Annotated in this window: 20 protein-coding genes; 8 read left to right on the top strand and 12 right to left on the bottom strand. The window is 69.8% G+C overall.

From position 1 onward, the window contains the following. The first annotated feature begins 262 nt into the window (after positions 1-262). Positions 263-733 (top strand): hypothetical protein, encoded by a 471-nt coding sequence (locus tag GF068_RS17275; protein ID WP_153820456.1) that lies wholly within the window; start codon positions 263-265, stop codon positions 731-733. Here GF068_RS17275 and GF068_RS17270 read toward each other — a convergent pair. Beyond that, entirely contained in the window at positions 690-1,961 is a 1,272-nt protein-coding gene (locus tag GF068_RS17270; protein WP_153820455.1) for an MFS transporter, read from the bottom strand. The two genes, GF068_RS17275 and GF068_RS17270, sit on opposite strands and share 44 nt — an antisense overlap. Before the next feature lie 252 nt (positions 1,962-2,213). Between GF068_RS17270 and GF068_RS43630 the strand changes: the two genes are divergently transcribed. Continuing rightward, complete coding sequence (locus GF068_RS43630) at positions 2,214-2,537, top strand: c-type cytochrome (protein ID WP_170319529.1); 324 nt, start codon at positions 2,214-2,216, stop codon at positions 2,535-2,537. 51 nt (positions 2,538-2,588) lie between these two features. Here the strand turns inward: GF068_RS43630 and GF068_RS17260 are convergent, their stop codons facing one another. Then, a complete protein-coding gene (locus tag GF068_RS17260; protein WP_170319528.1) occupies positions 2,589-3,557 on the bottom strand; it encodes a DUF4846 domain-containing protein in 969 nt (322 codons plus the stop codon). Between the two features lie 319 nt (positions 3,558-3,876). Here GF068_RS17260 and GF068_RS17255 point away from each other — a divergent pair, with 319 nt between their 5' ends. After that, positions 3,877-4,440, top strand: a complete 564-nt coding sequence (locus tag GF068_RS17255; protein WP_153820452.1) for a GNAT family N-acetyltransferase — start codon at positions 3,877-3,879, stop codon at positions 4,438-4,440. Between the two features lie 3 nt (positions 4,441-4,443). Here the strand turns inward: GF068_RS17255 and GF068_RS17250 are convergent, their stop codons facing one another. Next, positions 4,444-7,353 (bottom strand): DUF7003 family protein, encoded by a 2,910-nt coding sequence (locus tag GF068_RS17250; RefSeq protein WP_153820451.1) that lies wholly within the window; start codon positions 7,351-7,353, stop codon positions 4,444-4,446. Positions 7,354-7,473: 120 nt separating this feature from the next. After that, positions 7,474-8,766 (bottom strand): hypothetical protein, encoded by a 1,293-nt coding sequence (locus tag GF068_RS17245; protein WP_153820450.1) that lies wholly within the window; start codon positions 8,764-8,766, stop codon positions 7,474-7,476. Between the two features lie 150 nt (positions 8,767-8,916). On the opposite strand from GF068_RS17245, the gene GF068_RS17240 reads away from it, so the two are divergent. Further along, the gene (locus GF068_RS17240; RefSeq protein ID WP_153820449.1) at positions 8,917-11,349 is read left to right on the top strand and encodes a thioredoxin domain-containing protein; all 2,433 of its coding nucleotides are present in this window, start codon (positions 8,917-8,919) and stop codon (positions 11,347-11,349) included. Positions 11,350-11,382: 33 nt separating this feature from the next. Here GF068_RS17240 and GF068_RS17235 read toward each other — a convergent pair whose 3' ends face one another. Next, the gene (locus GF068_RS17235; RefSeq protein ID WP_153820448.1) at positions 11,383-12,099 is read right to left on the bottom strand and encodes a hypothetical protein; all 717 of its coding nucleotides are present in this window, start codon (positions 12,097-12,099) and stop codon (positions 11,383-11,385) included. An 86-nt stretch (positions 12,100-12,185) separates the two neighbouring features. After that, on the bottom strand, positions 12,186-13,097 hold the full coding sequence (locus GF068_RS17230) for a hypothetical protein (RefSeq protein WP_153820447.1): 912 nt from the start codon (positions 13,095-13,097) through the stop codon (positions 12,186-12,188). 141 nt (positions 13,098-13,238) lie between these two features. Here GF068_RS17230 and GF068_RS17225 point away from each other — a divergent pair, with 141 nt between their 5' ends. Beyond that, positions 13,239-14,468 carry a zinc-dependent alcohol dehydrogenase gene (locus GF068_RS17225; RefSeq protein WP_153820446.1) on the top strand — a complete coding sequence of 410 codons (1,230 nt, stop codon included), beginning with the start codon at positions 13,239-13,241 and terminating at the stop codon, positions 14,466-14,468. 110 nt (positions 14,469-14,578) lie between these two features. On the opposite strand, the gene GF068_RS17220 is transcribed toward GF068_RS17225, so the two are convergent. Continuing rightward, the gene (locus tag GF068_RS17220) at positions 14,579-14,986 is read right to left on the bottom strand and encodes a hypothetical protein (RefSeq protein WP_153820445.1); all 408 of its coding nucleotides are present in this window, start codon (positions 14,984-14,986) and stop codon (positions 14,579-14,581) included. Positions 14,987-15,112: 126 nt separating this feature from the next. On the opposite strand from GF068_RS17220, the gene GF068_RS17215 reads away from it, so the two are divergent. Next, positions 15,113-15,868, top strand: a complete 756-nt coding sequence (locus GF068_RS17215) for a hypothetical protein (protein ID WP_153820444.1) — start codon at positions 15,113-15,115, stop codon at positions 15,866-15,868. Positions 15,869-16,141: 273 nt separating this feature from the next. Here GF068_RS17215 and GF068_RS17210 read toward each other — a convergent pair whose 3' ends face one another. Together GF068_RS17210 and GF068_RS17205 are read right to left on the bottom strand one after the other, a co-directional pair. Next, complete coding sequence (locus tag GF068_RS17210) at positions 16,142-16,648, bottom strand: hypothetical protein (RefSeq protein ID WP_153820443.1); 507 nt, start codon at positions 16,646-16,648, stop codon at positions 16,142-16,144. A gap of 27 nt (positions 16,649-16,675) precedes the next feature. Further along, positions 16,676-18,013 carry a DUF4403 family protein gene (locus GF068_RS17205; protein ID WP_153820442.1) on the bottom strand — a complete coding sequence of 446 codons (1,338 nt, stop codon included), beginning with the start codon at positions 18,011-18,013 and terminating at the stop codon, positions 16,676-16,678. Positions 18,014-18,132: 119 nt separating this feature from the next. On the opposite strand from GF068_RS17205, the gene GF068_RS17200 reads away from it, so the two are divergent. Continuing rightward, positions 18,133-19,515, top strand: a complete 1,383-nt coding sequence (locus tag GF068_RS17200) for an adenylate/guanylate cyclase domain-containing protein (protein WP_153820441.1) — start codon at positions 18,133-18,135, stop codon at positions 19,513-19,515. Then, on the top strand, positions 19,515-21,086 hold the full coding sequence (locus GF068_RS17195; protein WP_153820440.1) for a POT-type proton-dependent oligopeptide transporter: 1,572 nt from the start codon (positions 19,515-19,517) through the stop codon (positions 21,084-21,086). The genes GF068_RS17200 and GF068_RS17195 overlap by 1 nt, the downstream gene beginning before the upstream one ends. Here GF068_RS17195 and GF068_RS17190 read toward each other — a convergent pair. The 3 genes from GF068_RS17190 to GF068_RS17180 are packed head-to-tail and all read right to left on the bottom strand — an operon-like array spanning position 21,071 to position 24,446. After that, positions 21,071-21,871: a ribonuclease H-like domain-containing protein gene (locus GF068_RS17190; protein ID WP_153820439.1), complete on the bottom strand. Its 801-nt coding sequence runs from the start codon at positions 21,869-21,871 to the stop codon at positions 21,071-21,073. The two genes, GF068_RS17195 and GF068_RS17190, sit on opposite strands and share 16 nt — an antisense overlap. Beyond that, positions 21,868-22,848, bottom strand: a complete 981-nt coding sequence (locus GF068_RS17185) for a serine/threonine protein kinase (protein WP_153820438.1) — start codon at positions 22,846-22,848, stop codon at positions 21,868-21,870. The genes GF068_RS17190 and GF068_RS17185 overlap by 4 nt, the downstream gene beginning before the upstream one ends. Then, positions 22,845-24,446, bottom strand: a complete 1,602-nt coding sequence (locus tag GF068_RS17180; RefSeq protein ID WP_170319527.1) for a PAS domain S-box protein — start codon at positions 24,444-24,446, stop codon at positions 22,845-22,847. The genes GF068_RS17185 and GF068_RS17180 overlap by 4 nt, the downstream gene beginning before the upstream one ends. Positions 24,447-24,499: the final 53 nt, after the last annotated feature.

The raw sequence follows: 24,499 nt of genomic DNA, 5'->3' as shown, positions 1-24,499 counted from the left end.
GCCGACCGGCCCGGCCCGGCCCCCGACCGGCTCGTTCTTCCAGCCAAACGAGCGGTTTTCCCAGGGAACCCGGAAATCGCTCGAAGGCCTTCGAAAATAAATCACCGAAGTACGCAACTGCGGTATGGCTCCGGTCGATGGACGGGCACGAGCCCTCGCTCGCGCCCCGCGCGCGCCTGACGAGGTCCGTTCCAGAAAAACCCGTTTCCGGTAGACGAGCACCATGAAACGTACCCGTCCCCCCCGTCCGCCCCGTCGTTCCTTGCCTCTCCGCCGCGCGCCGAGGGGTTCGTCCGGACGCCCCACGCCGATCGAGCCCCCCGACGAAGCCGAGCTCCGCGCCCTCGTGGAGAGGGTGAAGGACAAAGTCCTGCACGCCGAGGAGTTCGCCGAGGTGATGGACGCATTTTTTGATCACCTCGGCACCGATCTCGACTTCCTGGCGAGGGGCGTCCCCACCCGCGAGGCGGCCCTCGAGGGCGCGCTCGCCCAGATGGCAGCGCAGATGGCGGGCCGAGAGCTCGAACTCCTGGAGATGCGGCTGCTCCGGCTGCCCGAGTTCCAGATGGCGCACGGCTTGTTGTTCTTCGCGGGCTTGCTCGGCGTCGTCCTGATCTTCGAGGACATCGGCATGGGCGTGCTCGCCCTGGGCGAGGCGGAGATGCGCGGACCGACGATGTACGGCCGATTCAAATTCGTGGCGCTGGAGCGACCCCAGGGGCTCCCGAACTGAGCGGGGCCTCCGCCCTCCGGAGCGAGAGGGCGATCCAGGACACGAGCCCCACCGCCGCGCCCATGGCCCCGATCGCCACGAGCGAAAACGAGGCCTCGACGAGCAGCGCCGCCAGGAGCGCGCCCACCACCATCGTCGTGGTGGTCGAGAGATCGTCGATGCTGGACAGACGCCCGATCATCACGTCCGGCGCGAGGCGCTGAAGAGACGCGCTGGTGAGCACCCAGTTGCTCCCGCCGCCGATCCCCCAGAGCAGCGCGATACCAAGGAGGAGCAAAGGCCACGGCCGCACCAGGGCGAAGCCCGCGACGCTGGCGAACGTGACGAGGGCCGCCGCGTGCTCGAGGGGCCGGCCGGGCTCCTCCTTGCCCCGCGCGAGCAGCGAAATGCCGAGCGGCCCGAGCCCCGTCCCGAGCCCCCGCACGGACTGCAAGATGCCGAGCGAGACCGCCGCCGCGCCAAAAGGCGCCGCCTGATCGGCGAGCAGGTTCACCGAGACCCAGCCCATGCCACCCGCGACCGCGCAAGGCACCTTGGAGAACACGGCCCGGAAGAGCGCCGGGCGCGCGCGGGCATGGCCAAGCGCCTCCCAGAGCTCCGGCGGCACCGCCCGGACGAGCCCCCAGACGCCCGCCGCCCGCGGCTCACGCTCGCCCTCGGGCCGCAAGGACGGCAGCCCGGAAGCGAGCCCCGCCGCGAGGAAAAAGGAGCAGGCATCCACGAGGATCGCGGGCACGGGCCCGAGCGCGGCGAGCACCCCGCCGAGGGCCATGCCCGCGACGAACGTGACGCTCCACGTGCCGGAGACGATGGCGTTCGCCTGGAGGAGCTCCGGCGGCTCGACCGTGTGGCGCAGGGCCGCCGTCTCGGCCGGCACCATGAAGGCGGTGAACGCGGAGCGCACGAGGACGAGCACCTGCAGCGAGACGAGCGCGCCCGCCGCGGCCGCGAGCGCCATCGCGAGCGTGAAGGCCGCCTGGACGAGGGGGATGCCGACGAGCAGGCGCCGCCGATCGAAGCGATCCGCGACGAACCCCGCGATGGGCGACAAGCACGCGTGGGGGAGCGAATGCGCCGCGAGGATCCCCACCAGCGCGAGCGCGCCGCCGCCGTGGTCGAGCGCCAGCCGGCTCACGGCGACGAACGCGAGCCAATCCCCGACGAGCGAGACGGTGCCAGCCATCCAGAGGCGCCGGAAGGCAGGCCGGCGGCGAAGGAGGTCGAGCATGCGGCAAGCATGGCAGCTTTCTCCAGGGTCCGCGCGCGCCGGGCCAACACCTTGGAAGATGCTCCATCGACCCACACGGCCCGCCTTCCGTCCCGAGCCCTTCGTGCTAGCTTGCCCGCCGTCCTCGGCACCCCTATCGAGGGCGAGCCTGCCTCACGGATGTCCGCGGCGGGCACGGGAGCTCTGGTGATTGCGTCACGACGAATTCGGCATTTTCTGGTCCTCTTGGCCCTCGCCGCGCCCGGGACGCTCATGGCGTGCAAGTCGGCGCCGCGGCGCGAGGTGAGCGGCGGGGACGCGGCGCGAGGGCGCGAGGCGATCAAGAAGTACGCGTGTGGCGCCTGCCACATCATCCCGGGCGTGGAGGGCGCGATCGGCAAGGAGTCGCATCCGCTGTTTGGCTTCGCGAACCGGGGCGACATCGCGGGCGTCACCTCGAACACGCCCGAGAACCTGGTCAAGTGGATCCGCCGGCCGACCGATCTCGCCCCCCGCACGAAGATGCCGACCCTCGGCGTGAGCGAGCAGGAAGCGAAGGACATCGCGGCCTACCTCTACACGCTGAACGGGGAGTGAGCGCGTATCGGCGGTAACGGCGAGGCGCCGCGCGAGGAGCCTCATTTCGTTTCATTCGGGCAAGCGGCGCAACGAATCAAACGGAAATGGATCCCAGAACGGCGTCGTGAGCGCGCCTCTCGACTCGTCGACGACGAACCACGCGCTCGTGGGCTCGGGGCGAATCACGTGGACGTTTTGCGCCGGCACGAAGCTCTGGCCGAGCAGGACCACGCGGCGCCCGGCGGCGTCCTTCGCCATGTCGAGCACCAGGACCGTGTGCCCGAACGGGACCCCCGTCAGCACGAAAAAATCCCCCGGGCGAAGCGCGTCGAGGGCCACCCGTTCGCCGTCGCGCGCGAGGGCGCCGGTGTTGGTCCAGCCAAACACGTCGTCGAGCCAGCGCCGGAAGAGCGCATGCGTCGGCTCGGCCCGCTTCGCCGCCTGCACGAGCTCGAGCTTGTTGCCATTCAACCGGACCCTCTGTCCCGACGCATGACGTTGAAAATCGAGCTTCTGGCCGCTCGCCGTGCGGTACGCGTGGTCGCGACGCCCGCGCGACCAGCGCCATTCCGCGTGGAGCCGGAGGATCGCGTCGGCGCATTGCTGCAAATCGGCCTTGCCGACGTCGATGGCCACGACCGCGGCGACGTGCGGGTGTCCGTCGGGGCGGATGGTGTCGCCGCGGTACGAGAGGACCGGCGTGCCCTTCGCGGCGAGCGGCAAGCCACGCAGGAACGCGCCAAAGCCGTCCGGGGCGAGGGGGACGCGGGTGAAGCCGGGCGGAGGCGGAAACCGCTGCTCGAGGGGTTCGACCGGCGACGGCGCGCTCCCGGCTCCGCCTTCGAGCCAGGGGTATCGCGCGAAGCTCACGACGGGCGGCGGATTCGCAGGGGACGAGCCTGCCGGCTCGCTGGATTTTGCGCGGGCGGGCTCGGGGCGCGCCGCGACCTCCTCCCCGTCCCGCCGCGTCTCCGCGCCGGTCGAGCCGAGCGTGGTGCAGGCCGAAAGCGAGCCGAGAAGCGCGAGGGTCCACCGCATGGTCATCTCCTTCCCTCCCGTATCGAACGGGCGCTCGGAAGTGTGACGTGCGCCTGCTCGGCTCGCGCGTCCGGATGCAAGGCGACAAAAAGCAGAGCGCCTACTCTACGGCGGGGGGGGCGGCCGGAGCAGGCGCTCTGGCCGTGGAGATTGCATGGTCCGGGCCAACGTGTTCGCGCGTGGATCCGAGCAGTTGGCCATGTGTTGGTCCGGACCGACTTTTCATTCGTGCAAGCAGGTCCCCTCCCCGTCGCGATCGTGCAACGCGCCGCGGCGTCGTTGCTGGCGCCGTGGAAAGGTGAGAGCCTCGCCCGCCGCCATGGTCTCGTTCACCCCCTTCCCGACCCTCGAAACCCCCCGCCTCGTCCTGCGTGAGCTCGTCCCGGCCGACGTGGAGACGATCTTCCGGATCCAGTCGAACCCCAAGGTGGTCCGTTATTTCGGGCGTCCCGCGATGACGACGATCGCCGAGGCCGAGGCGAAGCTCGGGCTCGTCTTCGACGCGATGCGCGACGGCACCGGCGTCCGGTGGGGCCTCTCGGTCAAGGAGGGCGGCGCGCTCGCCGGGACGTGTGGGTTCTGGCGCTGGGACAAGGACCACCGCCACGCGGAGATCGGCTACGAGCTCGCGCCCGAGTTCTGGGGCAAAGGCCTCATGGTCGAGGCGCTCCGGCCCATCCTGCGCTTCGGCTTCACGCGGATGGAGCTGCACCGGGTCGAGGCGAACATCGACCCGGCGAACCAGGCCTCGCGGCGCGTCCTCGAGAAGCTCGGCTTCAAGCGAGACGCGCTCATGCGCGAGAACTGGCTCTACGACGGCAAGTTCACGGACTCGGCGATCTACGGGCTGCTCGACCGGGAGTATCTGAACCAGGACGTGTAGGCGTCACGCCTCGTCGTCGTCGTCCTCGTCGTCCTCGTCGAGGTCGTCATCGTCCTCGTCGTCCTGCGCGCCTTGCCGCCGCGCGTAGACGCGCTCGTCACGCTCGTCGAGCGCGGTGAGGAGCGCGCGCGCGATCTTGGCTTGCGGGCCGCGCTGGTTCGACTCGATCTCGGCGCGGATCTCGGGCCGCTCGAAGAGCGCCTGCGAGATCGCCGCGCGCGCCTCGGGCCTGTCCGCGTAGATCGCGAGCGCCATCCCGACCACACGCGCCGAGGCGAGCCGCGCGAGCTGGCTGCCCACCCACGCCGCGTCCGTCACCGTGGGGATCCGCGCCTCGTACTTCGCGAGCATCCCCTCTCCCGCGAGCGAGACCAGGAACACGTCCGGCGCAGAGGCCGGCGTCCTGCGATCGAGCAGCTTTTCGCGCACCCAGTCCGGGTCGTCACCCACGTGCGCGAGATCGAGCTCGCACCGCGCGCTCCGTTCAGCGCCCGCGCGGCCGTGCAGCACGAGGTCGAGCAGACGCATCGCCTCGCCCGGTTGGGCCTGGCGATACGCGCGCTCGAGCCGCTCGTGGAGCGGCCCCGCTCGGCCCTCCACGCGATGGAGCACGAAGCCGAGCTCGAAGATCGCGCTCGCGAGCGCAGGCAACGAAGAGGCCCACGCCTCCGGCGAGAGTTTCCCGAGGGCCACGACGAACGCGTCGACGGTCTCGCGTCCGCCCACGAGCGCCTCGAGCAAGAGCACGAGCTCGGCGCCCACGTGTGGCGGCACGCTCCACGGCCTGAGCACGAAGTTCTCCACGAGCCTGCGCGCCTCGGCCGCGTAGAGCATGCGATCGTTCTTCGCGGCCGCGAGCACGCCGCGATCCCCCGTCACCCACTTGCGCTCGGCGAGCCCCGTGGCGCGCGCCCACATGCACGCCGTGCGGCGCGGCCAGAACAGGCGAATCACGGGCGACGACGCGTTCATCAGGTGCAGGATCGCCTGCTCCGCCTGCCCCTTCTTGTTCTGCGCCGCGCCATGCAGGAGCCACACCCCGTGCGGGAACCCCCGCGCGATCGTGAGGCTCCAGTAGGGCGTCACGCCGACCCCCGCGGCCGGAGGCTCCGGCTCGACCGGATCGTCACCCTCGGCCCAGGCGTCGCCGCCCGCGTAGCTGCGGATCTCGGCCGCGGCCGGGATCCAGCGCTCGGGCCGCGCGTTCGCAGCGCCCGGCAGGCGCGTGATCTTGCGCCGCGCGCGCAGCGCCTCGACCATCGCCACGAGGTCCATCGATCGCGACGCGGGCTCCCCCGCGGCGACGTACTGGAAATCGTCAAACGAGAAGAGGCGCGTCGCGCCTTGCGGGACACCCGCGGCGACGCGCAGATCCCGATCGGCCGCGAAGATCGCGTCGCGATGCCGGCGGCACAGGTCCACGACGAGCGCCTCGGCCGGCGTCACGAGCCGCAGCGCCTCACGTGTCTCCGAAGGCAGCGCCGCGAACGAGCGCGGCAGGCGGTAACTCGCGCGCAGCGGGTCCCCGTTCTGGCGCACCGCCGCGCGCTTGACGTGCACGATCATGTCGTCCGACGGCAGCGGCAGCGGCACGATCCGCGGGCCGTCCGAGCCTGCCGTGGGCCGACCCTTCTCGTCACGCTCGCCGAGCAACACGATCTGGTTCGTGATGCCGTCGACGTAGTCGTCCGCGTCGATCTCCACGCTCTGCAGCTCGTCGCGCGTGGCGTCGACGAGCTCGTCGTCGCTGCCCGAGCGCTTGCCCGCGCCGGGCCCGTACGCCTCGAAGTGCCAGCCGACGAGCGCGCCCGATCCCGGGTGGTGGACGATCTGCTCGATGACGAGCGCGTCTCCCTTCTGCGACGCGTACCCCGTGATCCGCATCGCGGCCGTCGTGTAGTTCGTGTTGTCCCAGATGGGCAGATCGAACCGCCGCGCGGCCTCGTCGAGCTCGGCGATGCTCCAGAGCGGCCCGCGCGGCTCGTCGATCACGTCCGCCTCGGCGAGCAGCCGCTCGACCGCCTCGGGCAGGCGCGTGCGCGGCAAGCTGAACTGCTCGGCGATACGCTTGGCCGCCTCGGGCCCGAGCGCCGCCTCGATCGCCTCGCGCACCACGCCGCCGAGCGCCGCGGCGCGGTCTCGCAAGAGCTCCGCGGCGCGCGTGTTCCCCTCGTCCGCGAGCGCCGCGAGCGCGCCGTACGCGTCCGGGTGCCGCGTCATCCATCGCCGCGCCACCTCGAGCCCGTCGTGCTTCTCGGCGTCGCCTTCGCGACCACGCTCCTCGTCCTCGTCCTCGTCCGCGCTCGGATCGTCCTCGTCCTCGTCGTCCTCTTCGTCCTCTTCCTCGTCGTCTTCGTCGTCGTCGTCGGAAGCCGCGGGCTCGTCCTCCGCGAAATCGCTCTCCTCTGCGTCGATCTCGCTCCCCGCGCTCGCGAGCTCCACGACCGATCGCACGCGCAGCGTGACCTCGAGGGCCTCACGCGTCCCGATCGCGAGCAGGCACGGCAGCACGCACCACGGCACGTTCACGAGCGCGCCGTCGCCTTCGACGCGGCGCTCGATCCAGGGCAGGATCCCGTCTCCGTACCGATCGTGCAGCGCGACGTTGTCGCGACCGCGCACCTGGAACTCCCAGCGGATCCGCGTCGCGTGTTTCACGAACTCGGCCGCGTCTTCGAGGGACAGGAGCGCCGCCCACACGCGGTCGCTCTCGAACACCATCGTCCCTCCGGTCGATCGGCCCTCGCCCTTGCGGTAGACCTCGGTCGACTCGAGCAGGCGACGCGCCTCGCTCAGCGACATGAGCCCGCGCCCGTCGCGACGAGAGACACGTGCGTCCCGCATGGCGATGCTCACCGGCGAGGATGGATCGAACCATCGGGGCGCGGTCTTCGTGACGTGTTCCTTCTTCATCAACTTGCTCTGCGCGTGCCGATGCTAGCGAGCGCCCAGCGATCTGGCTACCCTGGCCAAACGGGCGGAGGTCACGGCGGAAGCGGAAAGGAGGAGCGTCGGTGGTCCCGGCGCTTGTCCTCACCCCGGCATCGCGTGCGCCAAGAGCCTGGCGCCGTCCTTGAACAACACCTCGATTTTCCCGGCCTCCACGCGGCGCACGAGCCCCCGGCCGAACTTCGTGTGCTCGACGAGGTCTCCCGGGGCAAACGTCGACGTCGTGAGATAAGGCGTTGCTTTTTCCTCCATCCGCCCCGCGAGCGCCTCCATCCACGCGCGCTCCTTCCGCTCGGCCTCGGTCTCCACCGGCGTCGGCGGCGCTGGATCGCGGAGCGGATCCCAGCCGTTCGTGTACCTCAGGATCGACGCGGCGAGCGCCGGATGCGCCGCGGCCCAGCGATCGTCGAACAGGATCCACTGCTCGTGGCCAAACGCGCTCGACGTGTGCGGGCAGAACAGCGCCGCGTGTTTGCCCACCTGCACGATCGCCTTCGAAGGATCCCCGCTCCGCCCGAACGCCGTCCCCACCTTGTAGAACTCGCCCTCCGCGCTCTGATGCGCGCCCACGCCGAGCAGCGTGTGGTTCGTCTCGCTCGCCACCGCGCGCAGCGGATACGCCGCGCACTTCGTGAGCGCCGGCGCGATCGAGATCTGGCCCGGCTCGATCATCGCCCGCAGGAGCCGCAGCTCCACCGGCCATGTCTCGAGCCACTCCTTCGACCACGACGCGGGCTTCTTCGCCGGCACCACCGTGCGCAGGTGCGACGCGAGCTCGGGCAGGCGCACGCCGGGGATCACCACGGCCTGGCCGGGGATCGAGTCGCCGTCGTAAAACGTGAGCAGACAGGCGTACGTCGCCCCCTCGCCTTCGCCGCGCGGCAACATCTGCGGTGGTTCGAAGGGCGGCGTGAACGGGCCGTCGGCGTCACCCTCCGGCAGCTTCGGCTCCTCGTGCAAGAGCCACGAGACGCGCTCCGGCTGCGTGCGCGCGACCTCGTCGTCGAAGAAAAAATACGCGAGCGAGACCTCGTCGTCGTCCGTCAGCACGCGCAGCGAGTGCTCGTCGATGCGCGTGTTCTCCGGGCCTCCCTCGACGTAGAGGTGCGCGCGCAGGATCTTCTCGAGCTCGGCCGTCGACTTCGGCGCCACGAGCCCGCGCTCCTTCGCCGCATCGAACACCGTGCCGAAGCCGTACACGTAGCCGCCGAGCTCGGCCTCGTAGACGCTGCCCGGATCCTCGGCCTTCTTGGCGTCCGCGAGCATGCGGGAGAACCACGCGAGGACCGAGGGCGCGTCGAGCCGCCGCACGCGGCGCGAGAGCGGCCCTTCGTAGTGTGATCGATAAACGAACCAGATCCCGGGTGCCTCGCTCACGACGATTGATCCTTCCTCGGCTCCACAGCGGCCGCGCAGTTTGCCCCGGCGCGGGACGAACGAAAAGGGGCAAGCCGGCGCCCGCTCTTGACGTCCTTTCCCGCCCGGCCCTCGTCGTGTAGCGTCGTCGCGCTCGATGGAGGAGCCACGATGAAGGAATTTCGCGGGCGACGCAGCACGACCTACCTGCTCTTGGCCTCGGTCCTGCTCGGCGCTTGCGCGCCGCCGCCGGCCACGAGCCCCGCCGTGGCCGACCGTCAGGACGAGCCGGCGGGCGGCGTCCTCGTCGCGCTCCCTCCCGCCGAGGGCGCGGCCGAAGGCGCAGGCGAGCGCGCGGCGGCCTTCGCCGAGCCCGGGACGGCCGTCCCCGTCGCGCAGGACGACCCCTCCTGGGGCGACCCGCTCGCCCCCGTGACCCTGGTCCTCTGGGGTGATTACCAGTGCCCATTCACGGCCCGGCTCATGGCCAACCTGCCCACCCTGCAGGAGAAATACGGCCCCGCCAAGCTGCGGATCGTCTGGAAACACAACCCGCTCCCGTTCCACAAGAACGCGCGGCCCGCCCACATCGCGGCCGAGACGGTGCTGCGGCTCGGGGGCGTGAATTCATTCTGGAGATTCCACGCCCTCGCCTTCGCGAACCAGCGAGACCTCACCCCCGACGCCTTCACGGCCTGGGCCGCGCAGAGCGGCGTTGATCCTTCGGCCTTCGAGGTCGCCTTCACGCGGCAGCATTTCGCGGACGCGATCGACGACGACCTCGCGCTCGGCAAGCGCGTGGGCGTCACCGGGACGCCGGCCTCGTTCGTCAATGGCGTGTTCGTCGCCGGCGCCCAGCCGATCGACAAGTTCCAGGCGGTCATCGACGCCCAGCTCGCGGAGGCCGCCGCGCTCCGGCGCCAGGGTGTGCCCCCGCAGCGCATCTATGCCGAGCTCTCGGAGCGAAACCACAAGACCCCGCCGCCCAAGCCCGCCCCGCCGCTGGACACCACGGTCTGGAAGGTGCCCGTCGACGGCTCTCCGGTGCGCGGCAGCCCGACGGCGCTCGTGACGCTCGTGATGTTCGGCGACCTCGAGTGCCCGTTCTGCAAGCGGGCCGTCCCGACGATCACCGAGCTCGAGGCCAAGTACGGCGACAAACTACGCGTCGTCTTCAAGCACAACCCGCTGCCCATGCATCCACGCGCCGAGGCGGCCGCCGAGTTCGCCATCGAGGCCGGCGCGCAGAAGGGAGAGGCGACCTTCTGGAAGGCCCACCAGGCGCTCTACGACAACCAGGACAAGCTCGAGGACACCGACCTCGAGGACCTCGCCAGGGCCCTCGGCCTCGACACGAAGCGCGTCATGAAGGCGATCGCGACGAAAAAACACGCCGCGCGTATCCAGCGGGATCAGGACCTCGCCGCCGAGATCCAGGCCTCCGGCACGCCTCATTTCTTCGTCAATGGCCGGCGCCTCGCCGGAGCGCAGCCGCGCGAGAGATTCGAGGCCCTCATCGACGAGGAGATCAAGAAGGCCCGGCAGCTCTTCGTCGAGGGGACGCCGGCCGCGAAGGTGTACGAAACCCTCCAGAAGGACGCCAAGGCCGGCGTCACGATGGAGCGGATCCTCGCCCCCGCCCCCACGAAAGACAACCCCGGCAAGGGCGCGCCGCCCGGGGCGGCGATCACGGTCCAGATGTTCGCGGATTTCCAGTGCCCATTCTGCAGGCGCGTGCAGTCGGAGGTCGATCGGCTCATCGCGGCTTATCCGGGCAAGGTCCGCGTCGTCTGGCGGCACCTGCCGCTCTCCTTCCACCCGCATGCGCAAATGGCCGCCGAGGCCGCCGTGGAGGCATTCCGGCAGAAGGGCGAGGCCGGCTTCTGGGCTTTCTCGGCGAAGCTGTGGGAGGCGCAATCGCAGGGCCTCGATCGCGCGGTCATCGAGCAAATGGCCGCCGAGGTGGGCCTCGACGTCCCGAAGCTCTCGGCGGCGCTCGACACGCGCGCGCACTGGAAGGTCGTCCAGGCCGATGTCGAGCTCGCCGGGCGCCTGAAAATCTCGGGCACGCCCGGGTTCGTGATCAACGATTATTTCCTGAGCGGCGCGCAGCCCCTCCACGCCTTCCAGCGGTACGTCAACAAGGCCCTGAAGCGCGAGCTCATCGCCCCCGACCTCCTCAAGGCCGACGCCCGGCAGCCGGTGGCGCTCGTGGCGACGGTCCCGCCGCCGTTCGGGACCTCGCCTTCGTCGGCCCCTGCGCCGGGGGCGGTCGCGCAAGTGCGCCTGGGGGCGAAGCACCTGCTCGTCATGTATGCGGGCTCCATGCGCGCGCCGGCCCATATCACCCGCACGCGCGACGAGGCGATCGCGCGCGCCGAGGAGGCACGAAAACGCGTGCTCGGCGGGGCGAAATTCGAGGACGTCGTCGCGCAATACAGCGACGAGCCGGGCGCCGCGAAGCGCGGGGGCGACCTCGGCACGTTCCCTCCGGGCGCGATGGTCAAACCCTTCCAGGACACCGTGGAGGCGCTCAACGTGGGGCAGATGAGCGGCGTCGTGGAGACCGCGTTCGGATTTCACATCATCGTGCGCACGCAGTGACGATGTCTTGCCTCGGCGGCGGGATCCGGGCCCTCAATCGATACAAAGGAACGCCGTGAACCGGTACACCTTCTCCCGAGCCACGGCCCGCACCCGCCCGCTGTACGGCACGAAATAATCGACCGCCGACGTCGGGTGGAGGCTACATCCGCAGAGCTCCATGTCGAACAGGCGCACCCGGTATCCCCCGCGGACGCGCCGGATGTTCGTCGTCTCGATGCGGTCCACCAGAAAATCGCGCCCCTCGTGGATCTCGATCGTGTATTCGGGGTTCGCCGTCGTCAGCGCGGCCGCGAAGCCGAGCGCCTCCGCGGGCGAGGTCACCGGAGAGAAGTGGTCGATGAACGCCGCCGCCGTGTCGATGAGCTCGAACCGCCCGCCGCCCGTCGCCAGCAGATATCGACGCTTCTGCGGGAGCATGCAGCCGAGGTTCACGATCCCCACCGCGTCGCCCGACCGCGCGTCGACGTTGCACTCGGCGATGGCCACGTGCGGCGCGAGGCCGCCGAGCGTCTCGTCGATGCGCAGGGTATTCCCGAAACAACCAAATCGCTCGATCGCCGGGGACGCCGAGCAATCCAGCCTGTCCTCGCTCCGAACGCAGCCCGCGTCGAGGAACGGGGCCACGTCGACCGCCGGGATCCGGGGCGGCGGGTGCTGGATGATCTCCGGATCCTGCGCGGATGCCTCCGACGCGGAGCCCATCACGAGCCCGAGGCCGAGCCCGAGAATCGGAATCATGTGCTTCATGGCCATACCCCCTCGGCGTACCTAAGCCGGTCCGCCTGGGTGGCAAGCCACCTCCGCTTCTGCCTACGCTTCCGTCTTTGCCTCGTTCAGAACCGCAAGACGCCATTCTCCAGCACGACGCCCGTGTTCCCTCGTTGCGGCTTGACGATCTCGATCCGCGTGCGGCCCCCGGACAGGAGGAGAAGCCCGCCGACGAGTGACGCCGCGCCCACGCCGAGCGTGACGAGGCCAAACGTGCGGACCACGCCAATCTCGTGTTCCGGATTCGGGTGCTCCGGCGTCGGCTCCGGGTCCATCGCGAAGCTCACCGCGGTGAACATGGTGCCGCCGAGCGCCAGCATCCCGCCGAGCGCCGTCAGGACCACGCCGCCCGTGAACTTCCCGAGGCTCGTGCCCTTCACGCGTACGGTCACGTTCCCGTCGAGGTCGTCGAGGCGGAAGGAAGGCGCGGGGAACATGCCCGCCCCGCCGATGAAGAACCGATGGCCGTCTCGACCGTCGACCAGCCTGTCGCACGGCGCGCGGCAGACATATTTCGAGATGACCGTCGGGCCCACGTAGCCGCCCTGCTGGTGGTGGTACCCTCCGCCGACGTCGCCCTCGACCCGCGAGAGCTCGACGTCGGGCCAGTTCGATTCGATGTGAACGAACGGCATGCCCCTCGTGGGACCGGAAGGGGCAGCCGGCGCCGCGGGCGGGGGCGCGGGCGCGGCGGGGGGCGCAGGAGGAGGCGGCGGCGCCGCGGTGTCCGTTGGACCTCCCACGATCTGCGCGATCTCGCCCCACGGAATGACGCTCTGCTCCCCGGCGACGATGACGATGACGCGTTGCCCCGGCTCGACGTTGACGATCGTGCCGCGCATCGTGCTGCCATTCTTGAGCTGGATCTCGGACGCCGCCGTCGCGGCCTCCGGCGCGCCCTCGTCCGCCCGCGCCATGCCCGGGAGCGCGCAGCCCACGAGCGCCACCACGCCCACCCACCGTGCAACGAAGCTCATGCGCAAGTCATAGAGGAACGACGCGCCGGTGTGAAGAGCGAGCCGAGCCAGCCATACGCCTTTTTTGCCACGACGCGACGCGAAACCTCCCTGGCCGAGGCGACCCAGGGGCGTTAGGGGTCTCGCGGGGGGAAAAATCGAATGAAGGCCGTCGTGTTTCACGGGGTCGGAGACATCCGGCTCGACGATGTACGAGAGCCGAAGATCCAGGAGCCGACCGACGCGATCGTGCGCCTGACGGCGAGCGCGATCTGCGGGACGGATTTGCACTTCGTCCGGGGCACCATGGCCGGCATGAAGCCGGGCACGATCCTCGGGCACGAGGGGGTCGGCGTCGTCGAGGAGATCGGCAAGGACGTACGGAACCTGCGGAAGGGCGACCGCGTCGTCATCGCGTCGACCATCGCCTGCGGGACCTGCTCGTATTGCCGAGCCGGCTACCCGTCGCAATGCGACAAGAACCCCAACGGAAAACGAGCCGGCACGGCCTTCTTCGGCGGCCCCGCCCAGACCGGCCCCTTCGACGGGCTGCAGGCCGAGTACGCCCGGATCCCGTTCGCGAACGTGGGCTGCGTCAAGCTGCCGGACGGCGTGAGCGACGATCAGGCGATCCTGCTCTCGGACATCTTCCCCACGGGGTATTTCGGGGCGGAGATCGCCGAGATCACCCCGGGGGACACCGTGGCCATCTTCGGCTGCGGTCCGGTCGGGCTCTTCGCGATCCTGAGCGCGCAGATGCTCGGCGCGGATCGGATCCTGGCCGTCGACGCGATCCCCTCGCGCCTCGAAATGGCGCGCGCGCTCGGCGCCGAGGTGATCGATTACGACGCGGAGGATCCGATCGAGACCATCCTGCGCCTCACCGACGGTATCGGCGTGGACCGCGCGATCGACGCCGTGGGCGTCGACGCGAACCGGCCACATTCGGGGCCGGCGAAGGTCAGCCGCGAGGACAAAAAAGAGGCCGAGCGTTTGCTGGAGGCGGTCGCCCCGAAGACACACGAGCAGGGCGACAACTGGCACCCGGGCGACGCGCCGTCGCAGGCGCTCACGTGGGCGGTCGAGGCCCTCGCCAAGGCCGGGACCTTGTCGATCATCGGCGTGTATCCGCCGCAGATGAAATGGTTCCCGATCGGGATGGCCATGAACCGGAACCTCACGCTGAACATGGGCAACTGCCCGCACCGCCGGTACATCCCGAAGCTGCTCGAGCTCGTCGCGAGCGGGGCCGTCGATCCCACGAAGATCCTGACGAACAAGGAGCCACTCGTCTCGGTGATCGACGCCTACAAGGCGTTTGATCGGCGCATGCCGGGCTGGGTGAAGGTCGAGCTCGCGCCCGCGGCCGTGGCGGCGAAGAAGGCGGCCTGAAGGGGGCACCTGCCTCACCCCCCAACCCCCTCTCCACTCCGTGGAGAGGGGGAGAAAAACGCCTCTGGCTCCCCTCTCCACGGAGTGGAGAGGGGTTGGGGGTGAGGTTTTCACCAGCCGCGGCGGTGGCGACGATCCCAGCGACGATCCCGGCGGTCATGCCGGCGATCCCACCGGTCATGCCGGCGATCCCAGCGGTCGTGCCGGCGATCCCAGCGATCCCAGCGACGATCCCGGCGGTCGTGGCGACGATCCCAGCGGTCGCGGTAGCGCCAGTGTTGATCGCTCAGCGCTTGCTCGGACTCGGCGACGGCCTCGTCGTCGGGCAGGCTCAGCGCGCCTTCGGCTTCTGCCAGGTCTTCTTCCGACTCGATCAGGTATTCTTCGGCCTCGCCCAGGTTTTCCTCGACGAATTCCTCCGGGGCGGCCGCCAGGGCCTCACGCGGCGCGGCCACCGCGCCCGCGCCAGCACCCACGAAACTCGCGACGATCAACGACAATAGAAACCGCTTCGCCATGATGGCACCTCCGAGAACGGAACGTGCGGTCCCAGCCTCGAACGGCAAGCCTGCTCCGGGCGGATCACTCGCCATCACGATCTCCGCGGTTGCCTTCTCCGCTCCTTCCGCTGTAACGTCCCGCCCATGCGCCATATCTCCCTCGTCGCTCTTTTCGTCGCGTTGAACGATCTCCTCACGAATCGCAAAGACGCCCTCCAGAGCTTCGCCTCCGGCGCCGCCTGCATCAAGCTCCTCACCGCCAGGCGCGAGGCCCTCGCGAAGCTCCCCGCGGTCGTCGCGGGCCGCCCCCTCGTCGACGAGCTCGATTCTGCGGACGTCCGTCACGACGGCTTTGGTTATGCCATCTGGCACATGACCGAGGCCTACGAGCGGCTCCCCGCTCTCCCCGAGCCCGTCCGCGCCGCCGCCCGGAAGATCCGCGCCGCTTTTGTTCCCACCCTCGAAGACCTCGGCGCGAGTTATCCGGCGCAGGCCAAGGCCGCCATGGATCGACAACACGCGCTCGCGGCCCTCCAGCCGGAGCTCACCATGTTCCCCGTCGCGGGCGGCGGCACCCTGCACGATTGGGCCGCGAGGTTCCTCGAAGCCGGCATCGATATCGATTCCCTCCTCAGCGCCCGCGCCGACCTCGAATCGAGGACCCGCAAGGACGCGGCCCGGCTGCGCGGCGAGGTCATCGGCATCCTGAACCGCGCCCGCAAGAACCTCCCCCTCGAGCTCCAGGAGGATCCGAGCCTGCCCAAAGACCTCGACGCACGTGTCTTCGGGTACCTCGACCTCCTCGAAAAGAGCGCCTCCGACGCGCAGGCCAAGGGCAAGGCCACCCCCGAGCTCCCTCCTCCGCCCTCCCCGACCGAAGCGAAGCCCGCCACCCCCTAGCGCCTCGAACCCGCTGCCCGCCCCGCCTCCGACGCCCCGCGAGCGCCTCGGCCCTGCGGGGAGACCGATGCGCGGGCCCCCGCGAGCGTTTCCGCCCTGTTCTCGTGGGGTTCCCCCCGCCGGCCACGAGCTCCTCCGACCTGCTCGAAGGGGGTGGGCTCGGGGGGTTCGAGCAGGTCCGAGGAGAGCCGGCGGAGGGGGACGCGGGGGCGGCGGGCAGGTCGAAGAACGAGGTTACACGCATGCGCGGCATGGCTCCGGAGGAGCCGATGGTCACCTCTTCGGCTCCCACGCCGCGATCGCCCCGCGCCACGCATTCGCGTCGCGCAGCGGCGATTTGTTCGAGAGCTCCGCCTGCATCTGGATCTGCATGAGCTGCTCGTCCGTCGCGTGCGCGAGGTGGACGATGCTCGTCTGCTCGGTGAACGACCGGCAAAAGATGCACGTCCCCTGCACCCACACCCGATCGGCCTCGACGAGGACCTCCACGCGTCCCATCGAGCCTTCGAGCTTCTGCGCGCCCTCCGGTAGCCCCGTGCGGCGGTAGGCCGTGATCAGGCCGACGCGGCCATCCTTCCCGCACCCGACGTGCGGGGCCCCGGGGTCCAATGGCCCCGGCGGCGGGCAAGGCTCGCCGAGTGTCCCGAATTCGGGCGGCAGCGGCGCCACGACCTTCGGCGCCTCGGCGCGCGGCTCGGGCTTGATGGATCCATCATCCACCGCCGCGCAGGAGGACGAGAACGCGGCGAGGATCGTGGCGACGAGGAGGGGAGCGCGCATGGCGCTTTTTATCACGAGACGCGGGGCTCAGGGGCAGGGCATGTACACGGACGCGCTCGCGTTCGTGGTCACGTAGACGCGCATGTACGTGCCGTGCACGTGCACGCTGCTGACCTCGATCTTGTGCACCTGCGCCTTCATGCAGCCCTGGCCGCTCGCGAACGAGATGTCGCTCGAGAGCTTGTCGCGCACCGCCTTGAGGCGCTCGCCGATGTCGAGCTTGAGCGCGTCGCGCGCCTGATCCCGGATCTTGTCGGCATCCATCGAGGCCTTGAGCGCGAAGAGGAAACTCTTCGTCTCGATCGTCGGCTCGAGGTCCGGGATACGCAGCTCGTTGTCCACGACCGTCGGGTGTCCGGTCATGAAGAGGTCGCCGTCGAGGTCCATGCTGACGGGGTTGTCGACGTGCCCCGCGATGTGGAGCTTGAGCACGAGCTGATCCTTCGCGGCGTAGATCTCGGGCTTCTCCATGTAGAGCTTCGGGTGCTCCTTCGAGAAGAAGAACTTGCCGTCGGTGAAGACGAGGCCCATCGCCTTCGCGAGCTCGTCGTACTTCGCGACGATCGGCACCGTCACCGAGAACGGGCCCGGCTGGAGCGTGGCCACGTTCGCGAGCGGCGGGAGCTTCGCGCCGGGGTTCGGCGGCTGGCAGGGGATCGTCACCGAAGGCGCGACGACGAGCGCGAGGTCCTTCTCGAACCCGCCGGCGAGGACCGTCGGCCCCGCCTCCACCGAGACGACCTCGAGCGCCGCGCACCCGCTCGCGTCCCCGAGCGGCAGCTCGATGGGCTGCGCGAGGCGGCCGTGCGCCTCCGCGAGCGTCGGATACAGGTCGTAGCTGAACTCCTCGAGCTTGCCCCGGACCGCCGACTTGACCTTGCCGAGCACGTCGGCCGCCGCGTCCGCGGCCTTCACCACGCGGTCCTCGCTCTTCACGTTGACCTCGATCGACTGCAGCTTCGCCGCGTATTCGCTCGTGACCACGGGCTCGGCGAGGATCGTGAAGTCGAGCGGGATGTCGAGGCTGCTGACGGGCAGGTCGGCGTTCGCGTCGACGTGCAGGTCGAGCGCGATGCGGCCTCGGTCGAAGCGGACGGCGATCGGCCCGCGCGTCCAGGTGTACTTGCGCTCGTTGCCGAGCATCGGGAAGGTGCCCTCGCCCGTGCGCGGGACGGCGTTCTCGAGCTCGCGCTGCAACGCGGAGCCCGTGATCGTCGCGTGCACGACGACACGCGAGGGGACCGGATCGGCGACGGGCTCGCCGGGGGTCGCCGGCGGGCGCGGCGGATACACGGGCGTGGCCGAGCCACAGCCGGCGGAGATGGTGACGGCAGCGAGGAGGATGGCGAGCGAGGTTCTCGACATGGCGTGCAAAAGAAGACGGACCGCGGGCAGGTGTCAACCCAAGACGCCACGCCGGGACAAAGCCTTCCCATCTGTCGCGCAGGTTGCGGAGGCGGACCTCGGCTTGATACGGTGAACCCATGGCGGGCGCGGGCAGTGCCTTCGTGTGGCTGTTCGGCGCGGGGGAGCGCCAGGGCGGCTACCCGGAGACGTTCGACGACGAGCTCGCGTTTCAGTCCTGGAAGATCCTCCGGGTCTCCGGGCTCATCTGCACCCTCGCGTGGCTACCGTACCTGCGCCTCGACGAGGCGCTGCACCCCGAGCTCCCGTCGCTCCTTTTGCTCCGGCTCTCCCTCTCGTTCGCCGGCGCCCTGGCGCTCCTCTTTTCGTTCCTCCCGTCGGCGCCGCGACACGCGAGCCGCGCGCTCTTCGTGCTCTGCATGTGCCTCGAGTGCACGACGGGGCTCATCACGGGGCTCACCAGCGGCAAAAGCCCGTACCTCGGCGGTTTTTTGTTCGTGCTCATGCTCGTGCCGCTCGCGCCCGTGCGGCGGCGTTACGCGTGGGGCATGCTCGGCGCGGCGATCCTGGTCTTCTGGGTCTCGGGCATGGTCGCGGGCATGGACTTCGAGGGGCCCGAGCGCAGTTATTCGCTCCAGGACCTCGGCGCCGCGGCCCTGGTCTCCGGGGTGTTCGTGCACCTGAGCGACAGGCTGCGGCGGCAGGGCTGGGCGAAGGGGAGCACGGTGCAGCGGCAGAACGAGGAGATCGCGCGGGACAAGGCGAAGATCGACTCGCTGCTCTGCAACATCCTGCCGGCGCCGATCGCCTCCGAGCTCACGCGCGACGGCTCGGTGAAGCCCGTCTTCCACGAGGAGGCGACCATCGTCTTCGCCGATTTCGTGGGCTTCACGGGGAAGGCCGCGACCATGCCGCCCGAGGCGCTCGTCGCCGCGCTCGACGCCTACTTTTGCCGCTTCGACGGGATCGCCGATCGCTCGTGCGTGGAGAAGCTGAAGACCATCGGCGACGCGTACATGGTCGCGGCGGGCCTGCCCGAGGCGACGGCGACACACGCCGTCGACGCTTGCCTCTTCGCGCTCCGGATCCGGCGCGACGTCGAGGGCCACGAGGGGCCGTTCCACGGCGTGCGAATCGGCGTGCACTCGGGGCCGCTGATGGCCGGCATGGTGGGCTCGAAGAAATTCGCCTACGACGTGTGGGGCGACACGGTGAACACGGCGGCCCGGATGGAGTCGTCGGGCGAGGTTTGGCGCATCAACGTCTCGCGGAGGACGTACGAGCGGGTGAAGGATTTTTTCGAGGTGACGGCGCGCGGGGCGGTCTCGGTCAAGGGCAAGGGCGAGCTCGACATGTATTTCCTGGAGCGAATCCTGCCCGAGCTCAGCCGAGACGAACGGGGCCTCGAGCCCAACGAGGCGTTCTGGGAGCGCCACCACGCGCTGCAATCGAATGTGCTTGTCTCGGGCGGCGATCCCCGGAAGGATGCGCCCGAGGAGTGATGACGACCGAAGTATCGGAGCGCCCCGAGAGCCCCCCGGCCGCCGCGAAGTACCCGCCCACGATCCCGTACATCATCGGAAACGAGGCGTGCGAGCGCTTCAGCTTCTACGGGATGCGGAACGTCCTCACGATCTTCCTCGTGACGTACCTCCTGCTCGACGTCGCGGAGAAGGATCGCGACGCGGCGGCGAAGGAGGTGTTTCACGTCTTCGTGATGGGGGTGTATTTCTTCCCGCTGCTCGGCGGCTGGCTCTCGGATCGTTTCCTCGGCAAGTACCGGACGATCTTCTGGCTCTCCTTGCTCTACTGCGTGGGGCACGCGTTCCTCGCGGTCTTCGAATCGAGCAAGCCCGGCTTCTACGCGGGGCTCTTCCTCATCGCGCTCGGATCGGGCGGCATCAAGCCGTGCGTCTCGTCGTTCGTCGGCGACCAGTTCGACCAGTCGAACAAGCACCTGGCGCGCGTGGTGTTCGATGCATTCTACTGGATCATCAATTTCGGTTCGTTCTTCGCGTCCCTGCTCATCCCGCTGGCGCTGAAGAAATGGGGGCCGAGCATCGCCTTCGGCATCCCGGGCGCGTTGATGTTCGTGGCGACGTTCATCTTCTGGCTCGGCCGCAAGGCGTACGTGGTCGTGCCACCCTCGCCCTCGGACCCGAACTCGTTCGGGCGGGTCGCGTGGACGGCGCTGAAGAACGGGCGGGGCGCGGGGCGCGTGCTCTCGATCCTGGGGGGCGTCGGCTTTTTCGCGTCGCTGTTCCTGATCTCCACGCTTGGCTTCGTGGCGTCGTTTTGCCTGGCCATCGTGGTGTTCCTGGTCCTCGCGGGCCCGGGCGTCCTGCTGTCGCTCGACGGGGCGCGGGGGGTTCATCCGGACGAGGACGTCGAGGGAGTGCGGTCGGTGCTGAAGGTGCTCGTGGTCTTCGCGCTCGTGACGCCGTTCTGGTCGCTGTTCGACCAAAAGGCCTCGACGTGGATCCTCCAGGGCAAGGCGATGGAGCTGCCCGGCTGGAGCTTCTTCTCGAGCGCGTCGCAGATGCAATCGGTGAACCCGCTGCTCGTGATGCTGCTCATTCCGTTCAACAACGTCGTGCTGTACCCGATCTTGCGGGCGCTCGGCGTGAACCCGACGCCGCTGCGGCGCATGACGGCGGGCATCGCGATCGCGGGCGTGTCGTGGATCGTGATCGGCGTGATCCAGGGCTGGATCGACGCGGGCGAGAAGGTGTCGATCCTGTGGCAGGTCCTGCCTTACGCGATCCTGACGTTCGGCGAGGTGCTCGTCTCCGCGACGGGGCTGGAGTTCGCTTATAGCCAGGCGCCCGCGAAGATGAAGGGCACGCTGATGAGCTTCTGGTCGCTCTCGGTCACCGTGGGGGGGCTCTGGGTGCTGCTCGTCAATGCGGGGATGAAAAACGAGCGGCTCACGAGCGCGATCACGACGAGCACGGGGTTATCGACGACGGCGTTCCAGATGTACTTCTTCGCGGGGTTCGCGTTCCTGTTCGCGGTCCTGTTCGGGATGTATGCGACGCGGTACAGGAGCGTGGAGCATTATCGGAAGGCGTGAGCGGGCGCCTCGCCGTCCGCGTCCGGAGCCTCCCCCTGCCCCTCGCCTTCCGGCTTGCCGGCGTCGGCGAGCAGAAATACCTCACGATCGATCTCCGGCCGCAACACCGCTAGCCGCTCGTCGCCGTCGACGTGCGCGAGCAGCGCCCGCGCGCCCTCGCGATAATCGTGGAGCGTGATATCGCCCCGACAAACAAGCAAGCGCAGGAGGATCGCAGCCTCGGAGGCGACGTCGGCGAGGTTGTAACGGCGCACGGCCTCGCGGCCCTCCGGGCCCTTCGCCCAGAGGCCCTCCACGTCGGAGCCGTCGACGCCGACCTTGCCAGGAAAGCCGCAGAGGCACGCGAACGAGGCCATCCGCGAGGCCCGGCCGGCGCCACGCATGCTGACGGCGTCCTGGAGATCGAGGTGGTTCTGCCCCCGATAACGATCCTCGAAATCGCGGTTCCAGAGCCAGGGCGCGACGACGCCGTGGCGCATCGCGCGGGCGAGGACGAGCGGGAGATCGAAGCCACGGCCATTCCACGAGACGAGCACGGGCCGCTTGTCCCCGACCCGCTTGACGAAATCACGCACGATCGCGGCTTCGTCCCCGCCACTCGGCCCGCCGAGCAGGCGCGGCGGGTAGACGCGGATCCCCGCATCCTCGACGACGATGGCGAGGGTGGCGCCGGAGACGATCGCGAGGTGGGAGACGGCGGGCACGCGATCCGGATCGGCGCCCTCGGGGAGCGGGTTGTCCTTGTCGAGGATGGCCTCGAAATCGAAGACGACGAACGTCGTCATGCCTCGAAGCCCCCGCGCTCGCCGGCGATCATCTGGAGGATCTGCTCGAGATCCCGCGTCTCCTCCTCCCAGTAGGCCTCGGTCCCGAAATGGGGGAAGGTGCGGGGGAAGATGGGGTCGTGGAAGCGCCGCGCGATCCAGGCCGCATAATGGACGCGGCGAAGGCCCCGGAGCGGCGTGGCGAGGCGGAGGCTCTTTCGATCAAACGCGCGCAGCGTCTCGTACCCTTCGAGGAAGCTCTCCAGCGCGATCCGCGCCTCGACCCCCTGGCCAGGCAGGAGCAGCCACAAATCCTGCACGGCCGGGCCCACGACCATGTCGTCGAAATCGACGACCGAGAGCACGCCGTCACGCAAGAGCAGGTTGCCGAGGTGCAGATCGCCGTGAATGCGGTGGACGGGCGTGGCCGCAATCCCCTCGTCGACGAAGTCCGCGATCACCCGCGCCGCGCGCTCGTACCGCGGGAGCAGGCGCTGCGGGACGAACGCCTTTTCGCGCAGGAACGCGACGTTCTGCCGGACGAAAACGTCCGCGTCGAGGCGGACCCTGTGCGCCGCCGGCCGCGCCGCGCCGACGTTGTGGATACGCGCGGCGAGCATGCCGAGGCGCTGGAGGAGGTCGAGGTCGGGCTCGTCGGGGGCGCGGCCGCCCATGCGCGGGAAGAGGCAATACGAGATGCCGTCGACGGCGCCGAGGGTGCCGCCGCCGCGGAGCGTCCGGGGAAGGCAAACCGGGACCTCGGCCTCGGCGAGGTCGGCGAGGAAGAGGTGCTCCTCGAGGATCTGCGCGGGGCTCCAGCGGCCGGGGCGGTAGAACTTCGCGACGAGCCGGGAGCGGTCCTCGAGCTCGACCTCGTAGACGCGGTTCTCGAACGAGTTCAGCGGGTAGCAGAGAGGATTGACGGAAAACCCCGCGTCCTCGACGGCCTCGAGGACCTTGTGCGGGGTGAGCGAGAGGAAGAGATCGGTCGTGTTCATGCGCGCCTCCGCGAGCTGCCCCGCATCGCGTACGTGATACCATCCCGGAGCGTCGCGCGCGTGGCGAGGCCACCGAGATCGGCGCCGAGATCGACGAGCGTGCGGGCGATCGAGGGCTGGATGCCCGTGATCACGACCTCGGCGCCGAGCAGCCGGATGGCCCGCGCGACCCGGACGAGCGACTCGGCGACCAGGGCGTCGGCCTCGGGGACGCCCGTGACATCCAGGATGGCCACGCGCGCCCCCTGGGCCACCACGCCCGCGGCGAGCGTCTCCAGGATGCCCGCGGCGCGCTCGTCCGTGATGCGGCCGATGAGCGGCGAGACGAGGATGCCCTCGCCGATGGGGATGAGCGGCGTGGAGAGCGCGCGGAGCGTCTCTTCCTGGGCCTCGATGAGGCGCGCCTGGGCCTCGTTCTGCCGCCGCGCCTCCTCCGCGTATTTCCGCGCCGTCACGTCGACGACCGCGATCTGCGTGGCCTCCTGGCCCTCGAAGAGGACCGGCCGCGCGGCGACGTCCGCGTAGACCGTGGCGCCGTCCGCGCGGATGAATCGCTCCTCGAGCGGAGGTAACGCGACGCGGCTCTCCCGGCTCTCGCGCAGGCGCGCGACGAGCAGCTCCCTGTCCTCGGGGTGCACGATCCCGAGGACGCTCGTGCCGACGATCTCCTCGCGCGGCCGGCCGACGAACTGCGCGAGGGCCTCGTTGACCCAGAGGAACACGCCGCCCTTGTGCACGGCGATGGGCAGCGGGGCGAGCTCGGCGAGGCCCCGCCAGCGCTCCTCGCTCTCGCGCAACGCGCGCGTGGCGTTCATCTCGGCCCTGACGTCCTGCGCGACCGCGAGGAACTGCTGGATCTCGCCGCTCTCGTCGCGCACGGCGACGCTGGAGAGGCGGATGTCGAAGAGCTCGCCGTCTTTTCGGACGAACTGGTAGTGGACGTCGTCGATGTGCCCCTCTGCGCGGAGCCTCGGGATGTTCACCTCGAGGGCGCGCTTGCGCGACTCCTCCGTGAGGAACTCGCTCGAGCGACGGCCGAGGACCTCGTCGCGGGTGTAGCCGAGCACGTCGAGCCAGCGATCACTCACGGCGCTGATGCGGCCCTCCGTGTCGATCGAGTGCATGAGGGCCGGGGTGCGCTGGTAGAGGAGCTGGAACTTGCGCTCGAGGGCCGCGAAGGCCTTGCGCTCGGTGTCGCGGCGCTGCTCGTAGACCACCGAGGCGGTGCGGACGAGCTCGTCACACGCCAGCTCGGCCCGCTCGATGGCCTCGATGGCGGGCTCGGTCGGGAGCACGCGCAGGGCGAGGCGGGCGAAGGCGCGGCGGCAGGCGTGGATGCCGATCAGGACGTGCTCGAGCGTCGCGCCTTGCTCGTGCCGGCGCGTGAAGACCTCGGCCCCGAAGGCGCGGAGGGCGTCGACGCGGACCTCGTCCTGGGCCTCGAGGAAGAGGTCGACCAGCCGGGCGGCCATGGCGAGCTGCGCGGTCTTCGGGAAGTTCGCATAAAACGGCGACGCCTGGGGGATCTCGACCAGCAAGGTCTCGATGAGGTTCTCCCGCTCGGGGAGCAGCGCCGCCCGCCGCGTGCTCGTGTCCATGACCCGGGCTTCTACCACGCCGCTCGGGCGCCGGGCGATCCGGCCTTGCAGCG

It is taken from the genome of Polyangium spumosum (genome assembly GCF_009649845.1).
Classification (GTDB): Bacteria; Myxococcota_A; Polyangia; order Polyangiales; family Polyangiaceae; genus Polyangium; species Polyangium spumosum.
Note: the sequence above shows the minus strand (reverse complement) of the source record. Positions and strands in the feature narration are given on the sequence as shown.